Source organism: Mycoplana sp. 10N416, from assembly GCF_056394765.1.
Genome location: NZ_JBFTIM010000010.1, coordinates 210,784 through 226,942, shown reverse-complemented (window position 1 = coordinate 226,942; position 16,159 = coordinate 210,784). Strand labels below are relative to the sequence as shown.

16 protein-coding genes are annotated in these 16,159 nt (G+C 62.7%); 3 read left to right on the top strand and 13 right to left on the bottom strand.

All coding sequences use genetic code 11. The annotated features are described in order from the left end of the window. The 6 genes from rpsU to AC1DDS_RS20690 all read right to left on the bottom strand — a co-directional run. Nucleotides 1-182: 30S ribosomal protein S21 (gene rpsU / locus AC1DDS_RS20715; RefSeq protein ID WP_477480567.1), on the bottom strand; the 182-nt coding region annotated here is incomplete at its 3' end. A 116-nt stretch (nucleotides 183-298) separates the two neighbouring features. Further along, the gene (locus AC1DDS_RS20710; protein ID WP_477480566.1) at nucleotides 299-508 is read right to left on the bottom strand and encodes a cold-shock protein; all 210 of its coding nucleotides are present in this window, start codon (nucleotides 506-508) and stop codon (nucleotides 299-301) included. A 578-nt stretch (nucleotides 509-1,086) separates the two neighbouring features. Next, complete coding sequence (locus tag AC1DDS_RS20705) at nucleotides 1,087-1,368, bottom strand: phage integrase central domain-containing protein (RefSeq protein WP_477480577.1); 282 nt, start codon at nucleotides 1,366-1,368, stop codon at nucleotides 1,087-1,089. 37 nt (nucleotides 1,369-1,405) lie between these two features. After that, entirely contained in the window at nucleotides 1,406-1,663 is a 258-nt protein-coding gene (locus AC1DDS_RS20700) for an Arm DNA-binding domain-containing protein (RefSeq protein WP_477480565.1), read from the bottom strand. 254 nt (nucleotides 1,664-1,917) lie between these two features. Continuing rightward, entirely contained in the window at nucleotides 1,918-2,187 is a 270-nt protein-coding gene (locus tag AC1DDS_RS20695; RefSeq protein WP_477480564.1) for a DUF2934 domain-containing protein, read from the bottom strand. Between the two features lie 80 nt (nucleotides 2,188-2,267). Next, nucleotides 2,268-2,570: a PRC-barrel domain-containing protein gene (locus tag AC1DDS_RS20690; protein ID WP_477480563.1), complete on the bottom strand. Its 303-nt coding sequence runs from the start codon at nucleotides 2,568-2,570 to the stop codon at nucleotides 2,268-2,270. Nucleotides 2,571-2,874: 304 nt separating this feature from the next. On the opposite strand from AC1DDS_RS20690, the gene AC1DDS_RS20685 reads away from it, so the two are divergent. Both AC1DDS_RS20685 and AC1DDS_RS20680 read left to right on the top strand, forming a co-directional pair. Next, complete coding sequence (locus AC1DDS_RS20685; protein ID WP_477480562.1) at nucleotides 2,875-3,210, top strand: hypothetical protein; 336 nt, start codon at nucleotides 2,875-2,877, stop codon at nucleotides 3,208-3,210. 69 nt (nucleotides 3,211-3,279) lie between these two features. Next, nucleotides 3,280-3,465, top strand: a complete 186-nt coding sequence (locus AC1DDS_RS20680; protein ID WP_310420447.1) for a hypothetical protein — start codon at nucleotides 3,280-3,282, stop codon at nucleotides 3,463-3,465. 66 nt (nucleotides 3,466-3,531) lie between these two features. On the opposite strand, the gene mfd is transcribed toward AC1DDS_RS20680, so the two are convergent. Continuing rightward, nucleotides 3,532-7,041: a transcription-repair coupling factor gene (gene mfd, locus AC1DDS_RS20675; RefSeq protein WP_477480561.1), complete on the bottom strand. Its 3,510-nt coding sequence runs from the start codon at nucleotides 7,039-7,041 to the stop codon at nucleotides 3,532-3,534. Next, on the bottom strand, nucleotides 7,038-7,355 hold the full coding sequence (locus tag AC1DDS_RS20670; RefSeq protein ID WP_477480560.1) for a succinate dehydrogenase assembly factor 2: 318 nt from the start codon (nucleotides 7,353-7,355) through the stop codon (nucleotides 7,038-7,040). The genes mfd and AC1DDS_RS20670 overlap by 4 nt, the downstream gene beginning before the upstream one ends. Nucleotides 7,356-7,514: 159 nt before the next feature. On the opposite strand from AC1DDS_RS20670, the gene recG reads away from it, so the two are divergent. After that, nucleotides 7,515-9,620 (top strand): ATP-dependent DNA helicase RecG, encoded by a 2,106-nt coding sequence (gene recG / locus AC1DDS_RS20665; RefSeq protein WP_477480559.1) that lies wholly within the window; start codon nucleotides 7,515-7,517, stop codon nucleotides 9,618-9,620. Nucleotides 9,621-9,630: 10 nt separating this feature from the next. Here the strand turns inward: recG and AC1DDS_RS20660 are convergent, their stop codons facing one another. From AC1DDS_RS20660 to AC1DDS_RS20640, 5 genes are all read right to left on the bottom strand, one after another. Then, complete coding sequence (locus AC1DDS_RS20660; RefSeq protein WP_310420456.1) at nucleotides 9,631-10,329, bottom strand: DUF502 domain-containing protein; 699 nt, start codon at nucleotides 10,327-10,329, stop codon at nucleotides 9,631-9,633. A 22-nt stretch (nucleotides 10,330-10,351) separates the two neighbouring features. Beyond that, on the bottom strand, nucleotides 10,352-10,846 hold the full coding sequence (locus AC1DDS_RS20655; RefSeq protein ID WP_477480558.1) for a GNAT family N-acetyltransferase: 495 nt from the start codon (nucleotides 10,844-10,846) through the stop codon (nucleotides 10,352-10,354). Further along, nucleotides 10,843-12,669, bottom strand: a complete 1,827-nt coding sequence (glmS, locus tag AC1DDS_RS20650) for a glutamine--fructose-6-phosphate transaminase (isomerizing) (RefSeq protein WP_477480557.1) — start codon at nucleotides 12,667-12,669, stop codon at nucleotides 10,843-10,845. Before glmS ends, AC1DDS_RS20655 begins: the two co-directional genes overlap by 4 nt. A gap of 214 nt (nucleotides 12,670-12,883) precedes the next feature. Then, a complete protein-coding gene (gene glmU / locus AC1DDS_RS20645) occupies nucleotides 12,884-14,263 on the bottom strand; it encodes a bifunctional UDP-N-acetylglucosamine diphosphorylase/glucosamine-1-phosphate N-acetyltransferase GlmU (protein WP_477480556.1) in 1,380 nt (459 codons plus the stop codon). Between the two features lie 73 nt (nucleotides 14,264-14,336). Next, on the bottom strand, nucleotides 14,337-15,980 hold the full coding sequence (locus tag AC1DDS_RS20640; RefSeq protein ID WP_477480555.1) for a Na/Pi cotransporter family protein: 1,644 nt from the start codon (nucleotides 15,978-15,980) through the stop codon (nucleotides 14,337-14,339). Nucleotides 15,981-16,159 lie beyond the last annotated feature (179 nt).

Sequence of the window (16,159 nt, the reverse complement as noted above, 5' to 3'; positions counted from 1 at the left end):
TTCTTTCGGGCCAACTTGCGAGAGCGACGGATGGCCTCTGCCTTTTCGCGTGCACGTTTTTCGGAGGGTTTCTCATAGGCGCTCCGCGCCCGCATTTCCCTGAAGATGCCTTCGCGCTGCATCTTTTTCTTCAATACGCGGAGAGCTTGATCGACGTTGTTATCCCTGACGAGTACTTGCAAAGGTCCTCCTTATGCAGCGGTGCGCTGCTAAAAAACAAAAGGCCGGGACTGCTCCCGACCTCCAGACTATTGCCGTCGCCGTGCCGGTACATCCGTGGTCACGGCGGCAACGAAATTTAGACTGCCTGCAGGTTGTCCGCGGAACTCTTGCCCGAACGCTTGTCCTGTACGATGTCGTAACGGATCTTTTGCCCGTCGTTCAGACTTCGCATGCCGGCTCGTTCAACGGCCGAGACATGCACGAAAACGTCCTGGCCGCCGTCATCGGGCTGGATGAAGCCAAAACCCTTGGTGCTATTGAACCACTTTACGGTTCCCGTACTCATGACAAATCCTTTCAATCGCTGGTGTGGCGCGGCCGCGTTGACCGACCGGTTAAATCGAAAATGAAGGGAAATCTGAAGGAGCTGTGATGGCGCGGACAAAACTCGCTAGCAAGGTTCGATGGCCCCAATATAGCGGGCAAGTGGGGCATAGCAAGAGCGAAACACTGGCTCTCGGCGACGCCCGCAGCCGCTGCGGTGTTCATGCCCGCAAAGCCCAACTTGGATACGATCAAGGCGTTGTCGCGGCATCATGGTCGATTGTCGTGGAGAGCGGTGCAGTTGATCGATTGGCGGTGACGAGGCAATCCCGCCACCACTCAGCAGCTCGGGGCTTTTGCCCGAGTCCACCCCCAAGAAGTGAGTAGCCACATTTGGCTATCGCCTCAGTAAGCGGGGAAGTCGTACTATTGGCTGGTGGCGGCCCCCTCGCCACTTCCCCAAGTGTGCTTGCCCGGCGTACCGCACACGCCGGGCTTTTTCGTCCGAGCCGGATCAGCTCTTGCCAACGGAAACGACCGGACGAGGGCCAGTAGGCGCGGTCGAGCCATCCTCCCGCGACCATCTCTCATCCCTGAGCGTCAAGGCGGTAATATGCTGCAATTCTGGCATTGGGCGACACAGACTTCCTGTGCGACTGCTGGAAGCCAGACACATCGTACTGAGACACGCTCTTCGGATTCGTGGAGTCCTGCGGCTGCTGGCCCGCGTAGTGTCTTGCTCCAGATCGGCGTCAGCACCTGGAGGACATTCTCCGTCTCTATTTCCCGCACCGATATCCTGCGGAGCGTCGAACAATACCTATCACCTAGCGTCATGGCCCACTGGTCGGCATGCTTCGGATTTGACCAGGATGGCCGCATGGCAGCAATGAACTCATCAGCCAGGCGCTCCTCCATGTCAACGAGGGGGGGTGCCACCACGGAGCAGAATGTTGCGGGCTTCTTCCACCTTCATCCTGGCTTCCTTGAGCGTCACGTCGAGGGTTCGGCCGAGTCCCATCTCGTAACGCTTATCGTTTCGCTTCCAGAGGAACATCCAGGAACGGGTTCTGGTTGGAGACACGCGCAGGTAAAGACCGTCGCCATCAGCGTACCGCCCGGGCTTCAGTTCTGAGGTGATCTGCAGCGCCTTCAGCCGATGTCTCCGCCCAACCATTTCCTCGTTCTCCAGCCCCACCCTTGGGGCGTCAATGGGGCGGATTATAGCGAATAGCGGCGGACGTTAAAAGACGATAGCGCTTTATTTTCAATATGATAGCTGGCATGGGCGGATGACTGCGGACCCCACTTAGTTAGACACCCCATCCGCCAACGCCTCATACACGCGTATACTTTCCCGATCGGCTCACCGAGCTTGCGTGCTCGGGCCGCGACATCACCGCATTACCGCCTCTTGCCGGCTCTATCTCTCTACGGCTGCTCGCGCGTACCCGGAGCCGCTTCGCGCTGATCTGCGTCCTCCAGGTCCGTCTTCACTATGTACGCATCGGAACGCTGTCTCACGGCTTCGCGCATAGCCTCCAGGTTGGGGACGTCATCCCCTTCAATCTCGCCCGCGCCCTGGTCAATTTCGCGGGTAGCTTGCAACCAATGTTCGTCTTGCTTGCCTTCCGGGCGTCCGGCCGCTTCCCATAGTTCATGGGCACGTTTGTGGATTCTTTCTTCGCGATCATCGCTCATAGTACTCCGCCTCCTTCTGAGTGCGTTCAGCCGGCGCCCAACCGGACGCCGGCCACTTAACCCGGCGAGCCGGGCGGGCCTCATTCAGCATCGTGATGTTCGGGCATCGCCTCCAACTGATCCTTCGTCCACGTTGTGACGGCATGGACGTCACCGTCTTCGTCTCGCATGAAATCAAGATCACCGAGTGGAACCGCAACCGGCTTGGTGCCGATGCCGAGAAAGCCTCCGACATCGATGACCGCCGTTCCGCCGGCTCCCATGCCGTGGACGTGATCCAGCGTGCCAACCTCGTTGTCGGCTGCATCATAGATCGTCGCACCTTCCAGGACGGCCGGCGTAAGCTCGGTTGCGTCAAGGCGAACGTGGTTGGTATGGTCCATTTCCAGTCCTCCATTCTACTAGACTGAAATAATCCGATGGAAGGGAAATTTGTTCCCACTCTCTACGGTCAAAGAACAGCGACCGAGCGTGGGCACGGATCGGAAACGATCCCGGTTCAGGAAGCGGCGATCCCGCCTGCAATGGATCGCGGTAAATTGAAGATCTACCGTCCTGCCAACTCCAGGGAGGTGTTGAAAGCCAGTGCGATCGCGTTAGAATCTGGGCGTTCGGATATCTCTTCGCGGACCTCACCCAAGAATGGCGGATCCGAGGGGCGCGCGGTACGGGCCGATGGAGATGGCTATGAATTTCAGCAAGCTCAGATCTTCACTGGCCTCACTGGCACTCGGCTTGGCGGTGATCGCATCACCGTTGGCAATTGCCCACCAGGCGGACGCTCAAACCAACATCAACATCAATATCGGGGTCGGCAGCAGCCTTAACAGAGGCCACGGGATAAGTTGTCGTGAGGGGGAACGGTTGCTTCGTAATCGCGGATTCCGCGACGTCCGACGGATCGACTGCCGTGGCAGGTTCTTCATCTATCGCGCCTGGCGCGGCAACTCGCGCTTCGAGATTGCAATTGCCCGAATCGACGGCCGCATCGTCGACATGCGTCGAATCGGCCGGCGCAGATAGGTCGCCGTTGCGCCATCAAATCGCCCCTAAACTCCGGCATTTTCCCTGCGCACAAGGGAGAAAAACACAATGCATCAGATCATTGAAGTCGCCGCAGCGCGAGCTGGCGGACGCATCCCGCTTGGCATCATGACGCTTCGACAGGCATTGACGATGCCGCACATGGAGGAGCTCCGCTATCGTCACATCACCGACGATCGCCACCCGGAGAGGGTGATATCGCGCCAAGAGCTCGAGAACCTTGCTGGACAATAGAATTGCGTGGGCGCTTGAAGGCGAGCCAGCTTTGAGAGCGCCCACCCGCCTTGCAATCGACACACTTTAGCTCGCCTGTTTCGCCAGCCCCGCCAGTTGCGTCATCAGTTGGGCCGCACCCGTCAACCGTTTCGCCGGTGTCGGAAGATCGCGTGACAGGAACAGGCTCTGGTCCGGGCGGATTTTCGCCAGCGATCCCTGCTTGGCGATGTAGCCGACCAACGCCGCCGGATTCGGGAACTCCTTGTGGCGGAACTGGATGACGACGCCCTTCGGGCCGGCATCCAGCTTTTCCACGTTCGCCGTGCGGCACAGCGACTTGATGTAGACGATCTTCAAAAGGTGCTGCACCTCGAGCGGCAGCGGACCGAAGCGGTCGATCAGTTCGGCGCCGAAGGCGTCGATGTCGGCGAGCTCGGTGATCTCGCCAAGCCGGCGGTAGAGTCCGAGGCGCAAGTGCAGGTCCGGCACGTAGTCGTCCGGGATCATCACCGGCGTGCCGACGGAAATCTGCGGCGACCAGCCGGTATCAATGATCTCCTCGTCGCCCTTGATCTCGGCAACCGCCTCCTCCAGCATCTGCTGGTAGAGCTCGAAACCGACCTCCTTGATATGACCGGACTGCTCCTCGCCGAGCAGGTTTCCGGCGCCGCGGATGTCGAGGTCGTGGCTTGCAAGCTGGAAGCCGGCGCCGAGCGTGTCGAGCGATTGCAGCACCTTCAGCCGCCGCTCGGCCGTGGCCGTCAGTTTCTTGTTCACCGGCAGGGTCAGGAGCGCAAAGGCGCGCACCTTGGACCGCCCGACCCGGCCGCGCAGCTGGTAAAGCTGGGCGAGGCCGAACATGTCGGCGCGATGCACGATGAGCGTATTCGCCGTCGGAACGTCGAGGCCCGATTCGACGATCGTCGTCGACAGCAGCACGTCGTAGCGCCCGTCGTAGAAGGCGTTCATGATGTCTTCGAGTTCGGTCGCCGGCATCTGGCCATGAGCGACCGCCACCTTCAGCTCCGGCACGTCCTGCTGGAGAAAATCCTGGATCTCGGCAAGATCGCTGAGGCGCGGGCAGACATAGAAGCTCTGGCCGCCGCGATAGTGCTCGCGCATCAGGGTCTCGCGGATCACGAGCGGATCAAACGGCGAGATGAAGGTGCGCACCGCCATGCGGTCGACCGGCGGCGTGGTGATGAGCGACAGCTCGCGCACACCGGTCATAGCCAGCTGCAGCGTACGCGGAATCGGCGTCGCCGACAGCGTCAGCACGTGCACGTCGCTTTTTAGCTCCTTCAGCCGCTCCTTGTGCTTGACGCCGAAATGCTGCTCCTCGTCGATGACCAGAAGGCCGAGATTGGCGAACTTGATCGAGTTGCCGAGCAGCGCGTGCGTGCCGACAACGATGTCGGTCTTGCCGTCGGCCACTTCCTTCTTGGTCAGCGCCAGTTCCTTGGAGCCGACGAGGCGGGAGGCCTGCTGGATGCGGATCGGCAGGCCGCGGAAGCGATCCGAAAAGGTCTTGAAGTGCTGGCGGGCGAGCAGTGTCGTCGGCACCACCACCGCCACCTGCACGCCGTTCATCGCCGCGATGAACGCGGCCCGTAGCGCCACTTCCGTCTTGCCGAAACCGACGTCGCCGCAGACAAGCCGGTCCATCGGCCGGCCGGCGCCGAGATCCTCGCGCACCGCGTCGATCGCGTTTGCCTGATCGTCGGTCTCCTCATAGGGGAAGCGGGCGGCGAATTCGTCATAGACGCCGTCCTGTGCCGACAACGCCGGCGCATGGCGCACAAGACGGGCGGCGGCGATCTGGATCAGGCCGTTCGCCATTTCCAGCAGGCGTTTCTTCAGTTTGGCCTTGCGCGCCTGCCAGGCGACGCCGCCGAGCTTGTCGAGAATGGCATCGCTCCCCTCGCCGCCATAGCGCGACAGCAGGTCGATGTTTTCCACCGGCAGGAACAGCTTGGCGTCGTCGGCGTAGACCAATTCGAGGCAGGCATGCGGCGCGCCGGCCGCCTCGATGGTGCGCAGCCCGACGAAACGGCCGATTCCGTGTTCGGCGTGAACGACAATGCTGCCTTCGTCCAAGCCCGCGACTTCGGCGATGAAATCGGCGCCACGCTTGCGGCGGCGCGAGCGACGGACCATGCGGTCGCCGAGAATATCCTGCTCGCCGATGAAGACGAGGTCGCCGGCTTCGAAGCCATTTTCCAGGCTCAGCACGGTAGAGCCCGCCTCACCCGGCTTCAGCTTGCGCAGCGAGGCAAGATCCGGCACGTCGACGACATTGCCGAGGCCATGCTCGGCGAGCACTTGCATCAGGCGATCGAGCGAGCCCTCGCTCCAGCCGGTGACGAGGACCTTCCGACCCGAAGACCGCAGGTCGGCGATGTACTTCACCACCTGATCGAAGACGTTTACCCGGTCGTTGCCGGGTTCGCCTTCCTTGACCGCTTTTGCCCAGCGCGCCCCGGTGCGCGCCTCGATCGGAAAGACTCGGCGCGCCTCGCCTTCATGTTCGTTGAACGGCGAAATCCGGATTGCGTCGTGCTCGGTCAGCAGGGCGGAAAAGCGTTCGTCATCGAGATAGAGCTGTCCGGGCGGAACGGGCTTGTAGGGCGTGGCCTGCGCCAGTTGCCCCTTGGCGGAGGCGGAATTCTGGCGCGCCTCGTAATAGTCGCGAACGAGCTTGGAGCGCTCGGCTGCTGCTTCCCGAGCGGCATGGTCGGTGACGATGCGAAAGCCGGCGAGATAGTCGAACGCGGTCTCCAACTGGTCGTAGAACAGCGGCAGCCAGTGCTCCATGCCGGCATAGCGCCGCCCCTCTGAAACCGCCTGGTAGAGGGCGTCGTCTCGTGTCGCGGCGCCGAACAGGGAGAGATACTGCGTGCGGAAATGGCTGATCGTCTCCGGCGTCAGCGTCACCTCGCTCATCGGATTAAGATCGAGGCTTCTCGCCTGCCCCGTCGAACGCTGGCTGGCCGGATCGAACGCCCGGATGCTCTCCAGCGTGTCACCGAAGAAATCGAGGCGCAAAGGTTCCTCTGTGCCGGGAACGAAGACATCGAGAATGCCGCCACGCACGGCATACTCCCCGACCTCGCGCACCGTCGCGACGCGCTCGAAGCCGTTCTGCTCGAGCCGGGCGGCCAGATCGTCCATCCGCACCTGGTTGCCGGGACGGGCGGAAAAGGCAAGGCTGCCGATGACATTGCGCGGTGCCATCTTCTGCAGCATGGCGTTGACGGTGACGAGCACGATCGCCGGATGCGGCTTCCTGCTGTGGGCGATCAGGGCTGAAAGGGCAGAAAGCCGACGCGCGGAGGTGTCGGCACTCGGCGACACGCGGTCATAGGGCAGGCAGTCCCAGCCGGGCAGAGTGAGCACTGGAATGTCGGGGGCGGCAAAACCCAGCATCTGCTCCATGTCGCCAATACGCTGCCCGTCGGACATCACGTAAGCGACGGGACCAAGCTTGCGGGCAAGCTCCACCAAAACAAGCGGTTCGGCGCCGCTCGGCACCGCGCCGATCGTTGCGGGTTGGCCGATCACGGCAAGGGCGGCAGTGTCCAGACCCGGGATCATCGCGCCTTCCCGAGGGTTTCAGCCGTCACCGGAGAGAAATCCGGGGTAAAGGCGCAGATGCGCGGAAAGAGCCCGGTGCGAAACCGTTCCGGCACCGGCCGTTCGCCCGTCACCCATTTGACCAGATCCGCGTCGTCCTCGGCCATGATCGCTTCCAGTTCGTCGAGCTCGGCATCGGCCAGCGTGGAAATCTCGGCGTCGGCGAACGCGCCAAGTACCAGGTCCATCTCGCGGATGCCGCGATGCCAGCAGCGGAAGAGAATGCGCTTGCGGCGCGGTTCGATGTCTGCGCTGGAGCGTGTGCTGCCGGTCATGTCCGTTGTCTTTCCCGCGTTCGGATCGCGGCGCACGTCCAGAATAGGCACCGCAGAGCAGACCGCCGATAGAGGCGGTGGTGATCGTGGTTTCTATAGACGCTCGAAAACGGATTGTCAGCCTTGCCAAGCGGCAATTCTCCGGGGCATTTTGGTGCCATGCGCCCCGCCCTGCTCGATCCCCTTTTCGCCTCCCTTTCCTCCCTGCCCGGCATCGGGCCGAAGACCGGCGAATTGTTCGCAAAACTGCTCGGCCAGGAAAGCATCGACGATTGCCGCGTCATCGATCTCGTCTTTCATATGCCGCACAGCCTGATCGACCGGCGCCATCAGCCGGGCATCGCCCACGCACCGCAAGGAGCGATCGTGACGATTTCCGGCCGCGTCGACCGCCATCAGCCGCCGCCCCGCGGCAAGTCGAACGTGCCCTACCGCGTCTTCTTGCACGACGATACCGGCGAACTGGCTCTGACCTTCTTCCGCGCCAAGGGCGACTGGCTGGCGAAGTCGCTGCCGGTGGACGAGCAGGTGATCGTCAGTGGCAAGGTGGACTGGTTCAACGGCCGGGCCTCGATGGTCCACCCGGACTTCATGGTCAAAGCCAGCGAGGCCGAGGCGATGCCGATGGTCGAGCCGGTTTACGGACTGACGGCCGGCCTGTCGCCACGGACCCTGCGGAAGGTGATCGAAGCGGCCGTGTCGCGCATTCCCGCCCTGCCGGAGTGGATCGAGGGTGCGCTCCTTGCACGGCAAGACTATGCCGGCGCGACGGATGCGTTTGCGGCCCTGCACCATCCCCGCGACGCGCTGGACATCGACCTGCAGGCGCCCGCGCGCCGACGGCTGGCCTATGACGAATTTCTCGCCGGCCAGCTCTCGCTGGCACTCGTCCGGCAGAATCTGCGCCGGGTTTCCGGCCGGCCGGTGATCGCCACCGGCAAACTGAGCCAGGTGGTGCAGGCGGCCCTCCCCTTTTCGCTGACGAACAGCCAGTCCACTGCGATCGCCGACATCCTGAAGGACATGGCGACCGACCAGCGCATGCTGCGGCTGCTGCAGGGCGACGTCGGTTCGGGAAAGACGGCGGTTGCCCTGATGGCGATGCTAGCCGCCGTCGAGGCGGGCGGACAGGCCGTGCTGATGGCGCCGACCGAAATCCTTGCCCGCCAGCATCACGCGACGCTGTCTCGCATGGCTGCGCCGGCAGGCGTCACCATCGACGTGTTGACTGGTCGGACGAAAGGCCGCGAACGGGATCAGGTCCTGGAACGGATCGCTTCGGGCGAAACCAGCCTCGTCATCGGCACGCATGCGCTCTTCCAGGACGATGTGTCCTACCGCGACTTGGCTCTTGCCGTGGTCGACGAACAGCACCGCTTCGGCGTGCACCAGCGTCTGCGTCTGACCGCCAAGGGGATTTCGCCGCACATGCTGGTGATGACGGCAACACCGATCCCGCGCACGCTCGTGCTGGCCGCCTTCGGTGACATGGACGTTTCGAAGCTGACGGAGAAGCCCGCCGGCCGCAAACCGATCCAAACCGTGATCGTGCCGCAGGAGCGGACCGGCGAGATCGTGGAGCGTCTGCGCACAGCCATTGCCGAGGGTAAGAAGGCCTACTGGATCTGCCCGCTGGTGGAGGAGACCGAGGAATCAGACCTGATGTCGGTCGAGGAGCGCCACGCGGCTCTCGCGGGTGTCTTCGGCGGCAAGGCAGGTCTCGTCCATGGCCGCATGAGCGGGCCGCAAAAGGACGAAACGATGCTCGCCTTCAAGAATGGCGAGACCCGTCTGCTCGTTGCAACGACGGTCGTCGAGGTGGGCGTCGACGTGCCGGACGCCTCGATCATGGTAATCGAACACGCCGAACGCTTCGGGCTGGCCCAGTTGCATCAATTGCGCGGGCGCGTCGGTCGCGGCGACACTGCCTCGACCTGCATCCTGCTTTACAAGGGTCCGCTCAGCGAAAACGGGCGAGCACGGCTGGCGATCCTGCGCGAGACCGAGGATGGCTTCCGGATCGCGGAAGAAGACCTGAAATTGCGTGGCGAGGGTGAATTGCTCGGCACGCGCCAGTCGGGCACGCCGGGATTTCTCGTCGCCAGCCTCGAGGCCCATGGCGATCTGCTGGAGATTGCCCGCAAGGACGCGGCCTACGCGCTGGAGAAGGATCCGGAACTGGTTTCCGAGCGCGGCAATGCGCTGCGCACGCTGCTCTACCTCTACCGGCGCGACGAGGCGATCCGCTTCCTGCGCGCCGGTTGAGCGCGCCCTGTCACTTCTTGAACTTCTGCTTCAGCTTGACTGCAAGCGGTGTCGGCGGCGCCAGAAGCTGGTCCGGCGGCGTGACAAGTCCGACTGAAATGATCAGCTTCGCCGCATCCTCGGCACTCATGTCGAGTAGGACGATCTTCTCGCGCGGCACGAAAACGAGGTAGCCGGCAGTCGGAAACGGCGTCGGCGGCAGGAAGCAGGCGACCATGTCGCGCCCCATCGCGTCGAACTTCGACTTCATCTCGCCCTTGGCGTCGGTGGCGATGAAGACGACCGACCACAATCCGGCGCTCGGATACTCGATCAAGCCGGCCTTGTTGAAGGACGTGCCCTTCTCCTTCAGCACCGACTCGAAGATCTGCTTCAGGCTTTTGTAGACCGTCCGCACCAGTGGCGTGCCGTTGAGAATCGATTCGCCGAAGTTGAAGATCGAACGGCCGATGAGATTCTTGCCGAGAAAGCCGACCAGCGTGATCACGACCAGCGCGATCAGGAGGCCGAAACCGGGGATGGCGAACTGGAGGTAGCTTTCCGGGTTGTAGCGGTTGGGGATGTACGGCTTTACCCAGCTGTCGGCCCAGTGGATGAAGGTCCAAGTCAACCAGATCGTGATCGCGATTGGTGCGCAGATGACCAGCCCGGTCAGAAAGTTGTTGCGGAGCCGCATGGCAACGGAAAGTCGGGGAATGATCTCGGTCATCGCGCTCCAGCCGCAGCCTGCCTCACCCGTAGAAAGCCGGATGATAGGCAACCGTCCCGCCCACGTAAACCGGCGAAAACGCCAGGCGCATGAAATACTCAGGCGGTATCCCCGGGCATGCAAAGGCGGGGTCGACCGAGAAGCCGAAGCGGGTGTAGTAGGCAGGATTGCCGGCGAGGACACACCCCTTGGCATCGAGCTTCCGCAGCCGTCCGAGGCCTTCATTGACGAGCGCACTGCCGATCCCTTGGCGCTGGCGCGCAGGCAGCACCGAGATCGGGCCGAGGCCGTACCAGCCCGCCTCCTCGCCGGAGATCGTCACGGCAGAGAATGCGACGTGGCCGATCACGTTTCCTTCGTCTTCAGCCACCAGCGAAAGCGTCAGGGCGCCCGCTGCCCGCAACCGGTCTATGATCGCGGGCTCGGTGCCTTCGCTATAGGGCATGTTCGCAAACGCATCCGTCGTCAGCGTCCGGATGGCGTCGACATCGCTCGCCGTTTCGTCGCGGATGATCACTCCACCGTCACCGATTTCGCGAGGTTGCGGGGTTGGTCGACGTCCGTGCCCATGAAGACGGCGGTATGATAGGCGATCAGCTGGATCGGCAGCGAAAAGATCATCGGCGCGATGATCTCGTCCACCGAAGGCAGCACGATCGTCGCCATGGTCTCGAGCTTCGTCGCCGCCGCGCCGCGCTCGTCCGTGATGAAGATGATCCGCCCGCCGCGCGCCGCCACTTCCTGCATGTTGGATACGGTCTTCTCGAAGAAACGGTCGAACGGTGCGATGACGATCACCGGCATGTTCTCGTCGATCAGCGCGATCGGCCCATGCTTTAGCTCGCCGGCCGCGTAGCCTTCGGCATGGATGTAGGAGATTTCCTTCAGCTTCAGCGCACCTTCCAGCGCCAACGGGTAGCTCGTGCCGCGACCGAGGTACAACACATCCCGGCATTTGGACAGTTCGCGCGCCAGAAGCTCGATCGTCGGCTGGATCGTGTTGAGCACGTTCGCCATGAGGCGCGGCGTCTCGGACAGGTTTCGGACCAGCGCCGTCTCTTCCGCTTCGCTCAGCGTGCCACGCGCGCGACCCGCCTGGATCGCCAGCGACGCCAGGACCGCAAGCTGGCAGGTGAAGGCCTTGGTGGAGGCGACGCCGATTTCCGGCCCGGCCAGCGTCGGGAACACGACATCGGCTTCGCGGGCAATGGTCGATTCCGGCGCGTTCACGATGGCGCCGATCTTCAGCCCCGCCTCGCGGCAATAACGCAACGACGCCAGCGTGTCCGCCGTCTCGCCCGACTGCGAAATGAACAGCGCCGCAGATTGGGGATTGAGCGGGATTTCGCGGTAGCGGAACTCGGACGCCACATCGATCTCGACCGGCAGGCGCGCCAGACGCTCGAACCAGTACTTTCCGACCAGACCGGCGAGATAAGCGGTGCCGCACGCCGACAAGGCAAGTCCTGATAGAGATGAGAAATCAATTCCCTCTGCTGGTTTCTTCACCTTTCCTGCGATGAAATCGATATAGTGGCTGAGCGTGTGCGACACCACTTCCGACTGCTCATGGATCTCCTTTTCCATGAAATGGCGATGATTGCCCTTGTCGATCATGTAGGCGGAGGCGTTCGAGACCTGGCGCCGGCGTTCGACCGGATTGCCGTCGAGATCGAAGATATGCACACCGTTCCGGCCGACCACCGCCCAATCGCCGTCGATGAGATACGTGATCTCGGAGGTAAAGGGAGCGAGCGCGATCGCGTCCGAGCCGAGGAACATTTCGCCCTGCCCATGACCGATCGCGAGCGGCGGGCCATTGCGGGCGACCATGATCGTCGACGGATCGTCCTCGAACATGACCGCCAGCGCATAGGCGCCCGTCACGCGGCGAAGCATCGCCAGCATGGCGTCGCGCCGGCCATGGCCCTCCCGCCGCAGCCGCGCCAGCAACTGCGCGACCACCTCGGTGTCGGTCTGCGTCACGAACTGCGCGCCGCCCTCGATCAGTTCGTCCTTGATCTCGGAGAAATTCTCGATGATGCCGTTGTGGACAACGGCAATTCCGTCGGTGAAATGGGGATGGGCATTGCCCTCGGTCGGCGCGCCATGCGTGGCCCAACGGGTATGGGCGATGCCGATCGCTCCGGCGAGCGGCTCCTCGGCGAGCCGTGCCTCGAGATTGACGAGCTTGCCCTCGGCCCGCCTGCGCTCAAGCCGTCCGTCCCTGATGGTGGCAACCCCGGCCGAATCGTAGCCACGGTACTCAAGCCGCTTGAGCGCCTCGACAAGCCGCCCGGCAACGGGCTCGCTACCGACGATACCGACAATACCGCACATGAAATCACTCCATTCTGGGACGACGCGCCAACCTTTGTCCCTTGGCGAACAAGGGATGATCGGCGTTCTGATTCGGCGCACATTCCGTAACGAAAATCGATTCCGCCTTTTGGAGATATGCAGTGGAAACTGCCGCATTCAGGTAGCGATTTTTGCAGTAAGCGCAATGGGTTCGCACTCACATTCGGTTTCAGTCGTTAATGCCGATGGCCACCTATTCGGCGGCTTTTTTCCTGGCCGCCTTGATCGCCGCATTGCGTTCGCGGATCAGCTTCGCTCGCTCCGGCTTGTTTTCCTGCCGGGCGCGGCCGAACGCGACGGCGTCGTCGGGTACGTCCTGAGTGATCACGCTGCCCGAGGCGACATAGGCACCGTCGCCGATCGTGACGGGTGCGACAAGCGCCGAATTCGAACCGATGAACGTGTTTGCCCCGATGCGGGTCTCGTGCTTGTTGATGCCGTCATAGTTGCAGGTGATCGTGCCGGCGCCGATGTTGCTGCCAGCGCCGATGAACGCGTCGCCGATATAGCTCAGGTGGTTCACCTTGGCGCCCGCGCCGATCTCAGCCTTCTTGACCTCGCAGAAATTGCCCACCTTGGCCTCGGCGCCGAGATTGGCGCCGGGTCGCAATCGGGCGAACGGACCGACGGCCGCCCCTGCGCCGACATGCGCACCTTCCAGATGTGAAAACGCGTGAATGACGGCGCCGCTCTCCACCGTCACACCGGGACCGAAAATGACATTCGGCTCGATCGTCACATCGCGCTCAATTCTGGTGTCGTATGACAGAAACACAGTTTCCGGCGCGATCATGGAGACGCCGGAAAGCATCATTTCCGTGCGTCTGCGTTGCTGCCAGAGCCGCTCGATGAAGGCGAGTTCGACGCGGGTGTTGCAGCCGGTTAGTTCCTCCTCGGGCGCCTCGACGGCGGTGGCGCGTCCGCCGGAAGCGCGGACAACCTCGACGATGTCGGTCAGATAATATTCGCCCTTGACGTTGGCGTTGCCAATCCTGTCGATCAGCGCCAGCGCCTTACGGCCGTCGATCGCCATCAGGCCGCCATTGCAATAGGTAATCGCCCGCTCTTCGGGCGACGCATCCTTCTCTTCTCGGATCGCGACCAGTTCGCCGTTTTCGATGATCAGACGCCCGTAGCCGAAGGGATCGGCAGCTGTGAAACCGACGACGACCACGTCGCTGCCCGCCGCTAGGCCGGCGCGCGCCGTCTGGAGCGGCGCCGCCGTCAGAAGCGGCGTATCGCCGAACACGACAAGCACGTCGTCATAGCCCTTTGCAATCGCCGCTCGCGCAGCGAGGACCGCATGTGCCGTCCCAAGCCGTTCGTTCTGGATGTAGGTCTCGCCGCGGACCTGCGGATTTCGGGCCGCGGCTTCCACCTTCTCGGCGTCACGGCCGAGCACGAGCGCCACGTCCGTGATTCCCGCACTGGCCAGCGCATCGACCACATGGGCGATCATGGCGCGGTTGCCGATCGGATGCAGCACTTTCGACAGGGACGATTTCATGCGGGTGCTTTCCCCCGCGGCCAGTATGACAGCCAGGCAACTGCGGGTCGTCGCGTCCTTGCGCATGGTGCTCCTCGTTTCACTCGTGTGGATGCGGCCGGTTAACAATGGCACCCATAAACAGACAAAGGACTTTTCGCTACTCGCTGTTTCGCAATCGGCTTTCGACCAATAGCCCGCTCTCGTCGAGAATGGGATAGGCGACCGAGACCAGATGCGCGTTGATGCGCTTGAGGTCGCGCAGCATGTCCAAATGGAGGGAACTGGTCTGCAGGCTCTCCAGGCGGCCATCGCGAAGACGTGAAAGGTGGCGCTCCGACGACTCCTTTTCCAGGCGCCGCACGGCGACCTTCACCTCCACGAGTTGCCGAGCCAATGCGAAATCGCGCGTGACAAGGATCGTCTGGGCGATGCGGAGATTCTCGATCGTCAGGTTGAACAGCCCGGTCAATTCGGCATAGCCATCGGCGGAAAAGCGCAACCCATTGGCGATCTTCTTGCGCACCTGCTCCTGCAGCCCCTTCTCGATGATGTCGCCGACATGCTCAAGGTTGATCGCATAGTCGATGATGACGATCGACTGGGCCGAGTTCTCTTCGTTCAAGCCCTGGTGACCGAGACGAGACAGGTAGATTTTGATTGCCTGCTGCAACTCATCAACCTGCTTTTCAAGTCCGCCGATCTTTTCGAGCTCGGCGGCATTGTTGTCCTCGAAAGCCTTCATCGTGTGAATCAGCATCGTCTCGATCAGGTCGCCGACGCGCAGGACCTCGCGGGTAGCGCCCGACAACGCCACGACCGGGGTGGCAAGTGCCGTTTCGTCAAGATGCTGCGGTCCTGTTTCCGCTCTCGGGTCGTCCGGCACCAGCCGCTCCATCAGGCGCGCCAAGATGGGCGACAGCGGCCAGAAGATCAGGGCGACGACGATGTTGAAGGCAAGATGGGCATCGACCGGCAACTTCGTCGCCGGCAACGGCAGATGGGCGAGCGCGTCGGCAGCCACTCCCGCGAACGGCAGAACGATCAGGCAGCCGATGGCCCGCACGAGCAGGTTCCCGATCGTCACGCGCCGCGCCGGAGCCGGGAGCCTCAGTGTTGCGATCACCGGCGGTATAGCACCGCCGAGGTTAGCGCCGAGCACCAGAACGACAGTCAAGGCCGGCGAAAGTATCCCCATCGTCGTCAGCGACAGGATCAGCACGACAATGGCAAGGCTGGAGGAGGAAACGAAGGCAAGCGCGGTCGAAAAGACCAGCGCCACGGGCCACGCGCCATCGAGCAGGGCAAGAAACGCGGCCAGTGCCGGGGATTGACGCATCGGTTCGGTCGCCAGGCTCAACAGATGCAGCGACAGCAACATCAGGCCGACGCCCACCAGTGCCGCGCCTGCTCCTTGCCGGAAGGTCGAGCGAGAGCGGTAGAGGACCACCCCGATCAAGATGACCAGCGGCGAGACCCACTCGATGCCGGTCGCGACGATCCAGGCTGTGACGGCAGTCCCGACATTTGCCCCCAGCAGCACGATCTGCGCCATGCGTGAGCGAATAAGATTCTTTTCGACGAAGGAGGCCGTCATCAGCGCGGTCGCGGTAGAGCTTTGCAGGGCGATCGTCGACAGGAAGCCCGCGACGAACGCTCGAAACGGTCCGCCGGTACCAAGTGCCAGCCCCTTGCGCAGGCGCCCGCCGAAGGCACGCGTCACGCCGTCCTTGACCTGCGCCAGGCCAAACAGCAGCAGGGCCACCGCACCGAACAGATTGATCGTCACTATGGTCGATTCCATGCGAACACCTTTCCAAATCCGCCGGCCGCCCTCCTCGCGACAGCCCGGCAAATCACCGATGCGAACTTCGCAGAATGCGCGTGTTCTGCAATTCATCAATTATATCAGACGAAAATCATTCGCCGACGAAGGATTTCGTCGAACTCCGGCCTGTTTGCGCCAGCGGTACGACACCAACC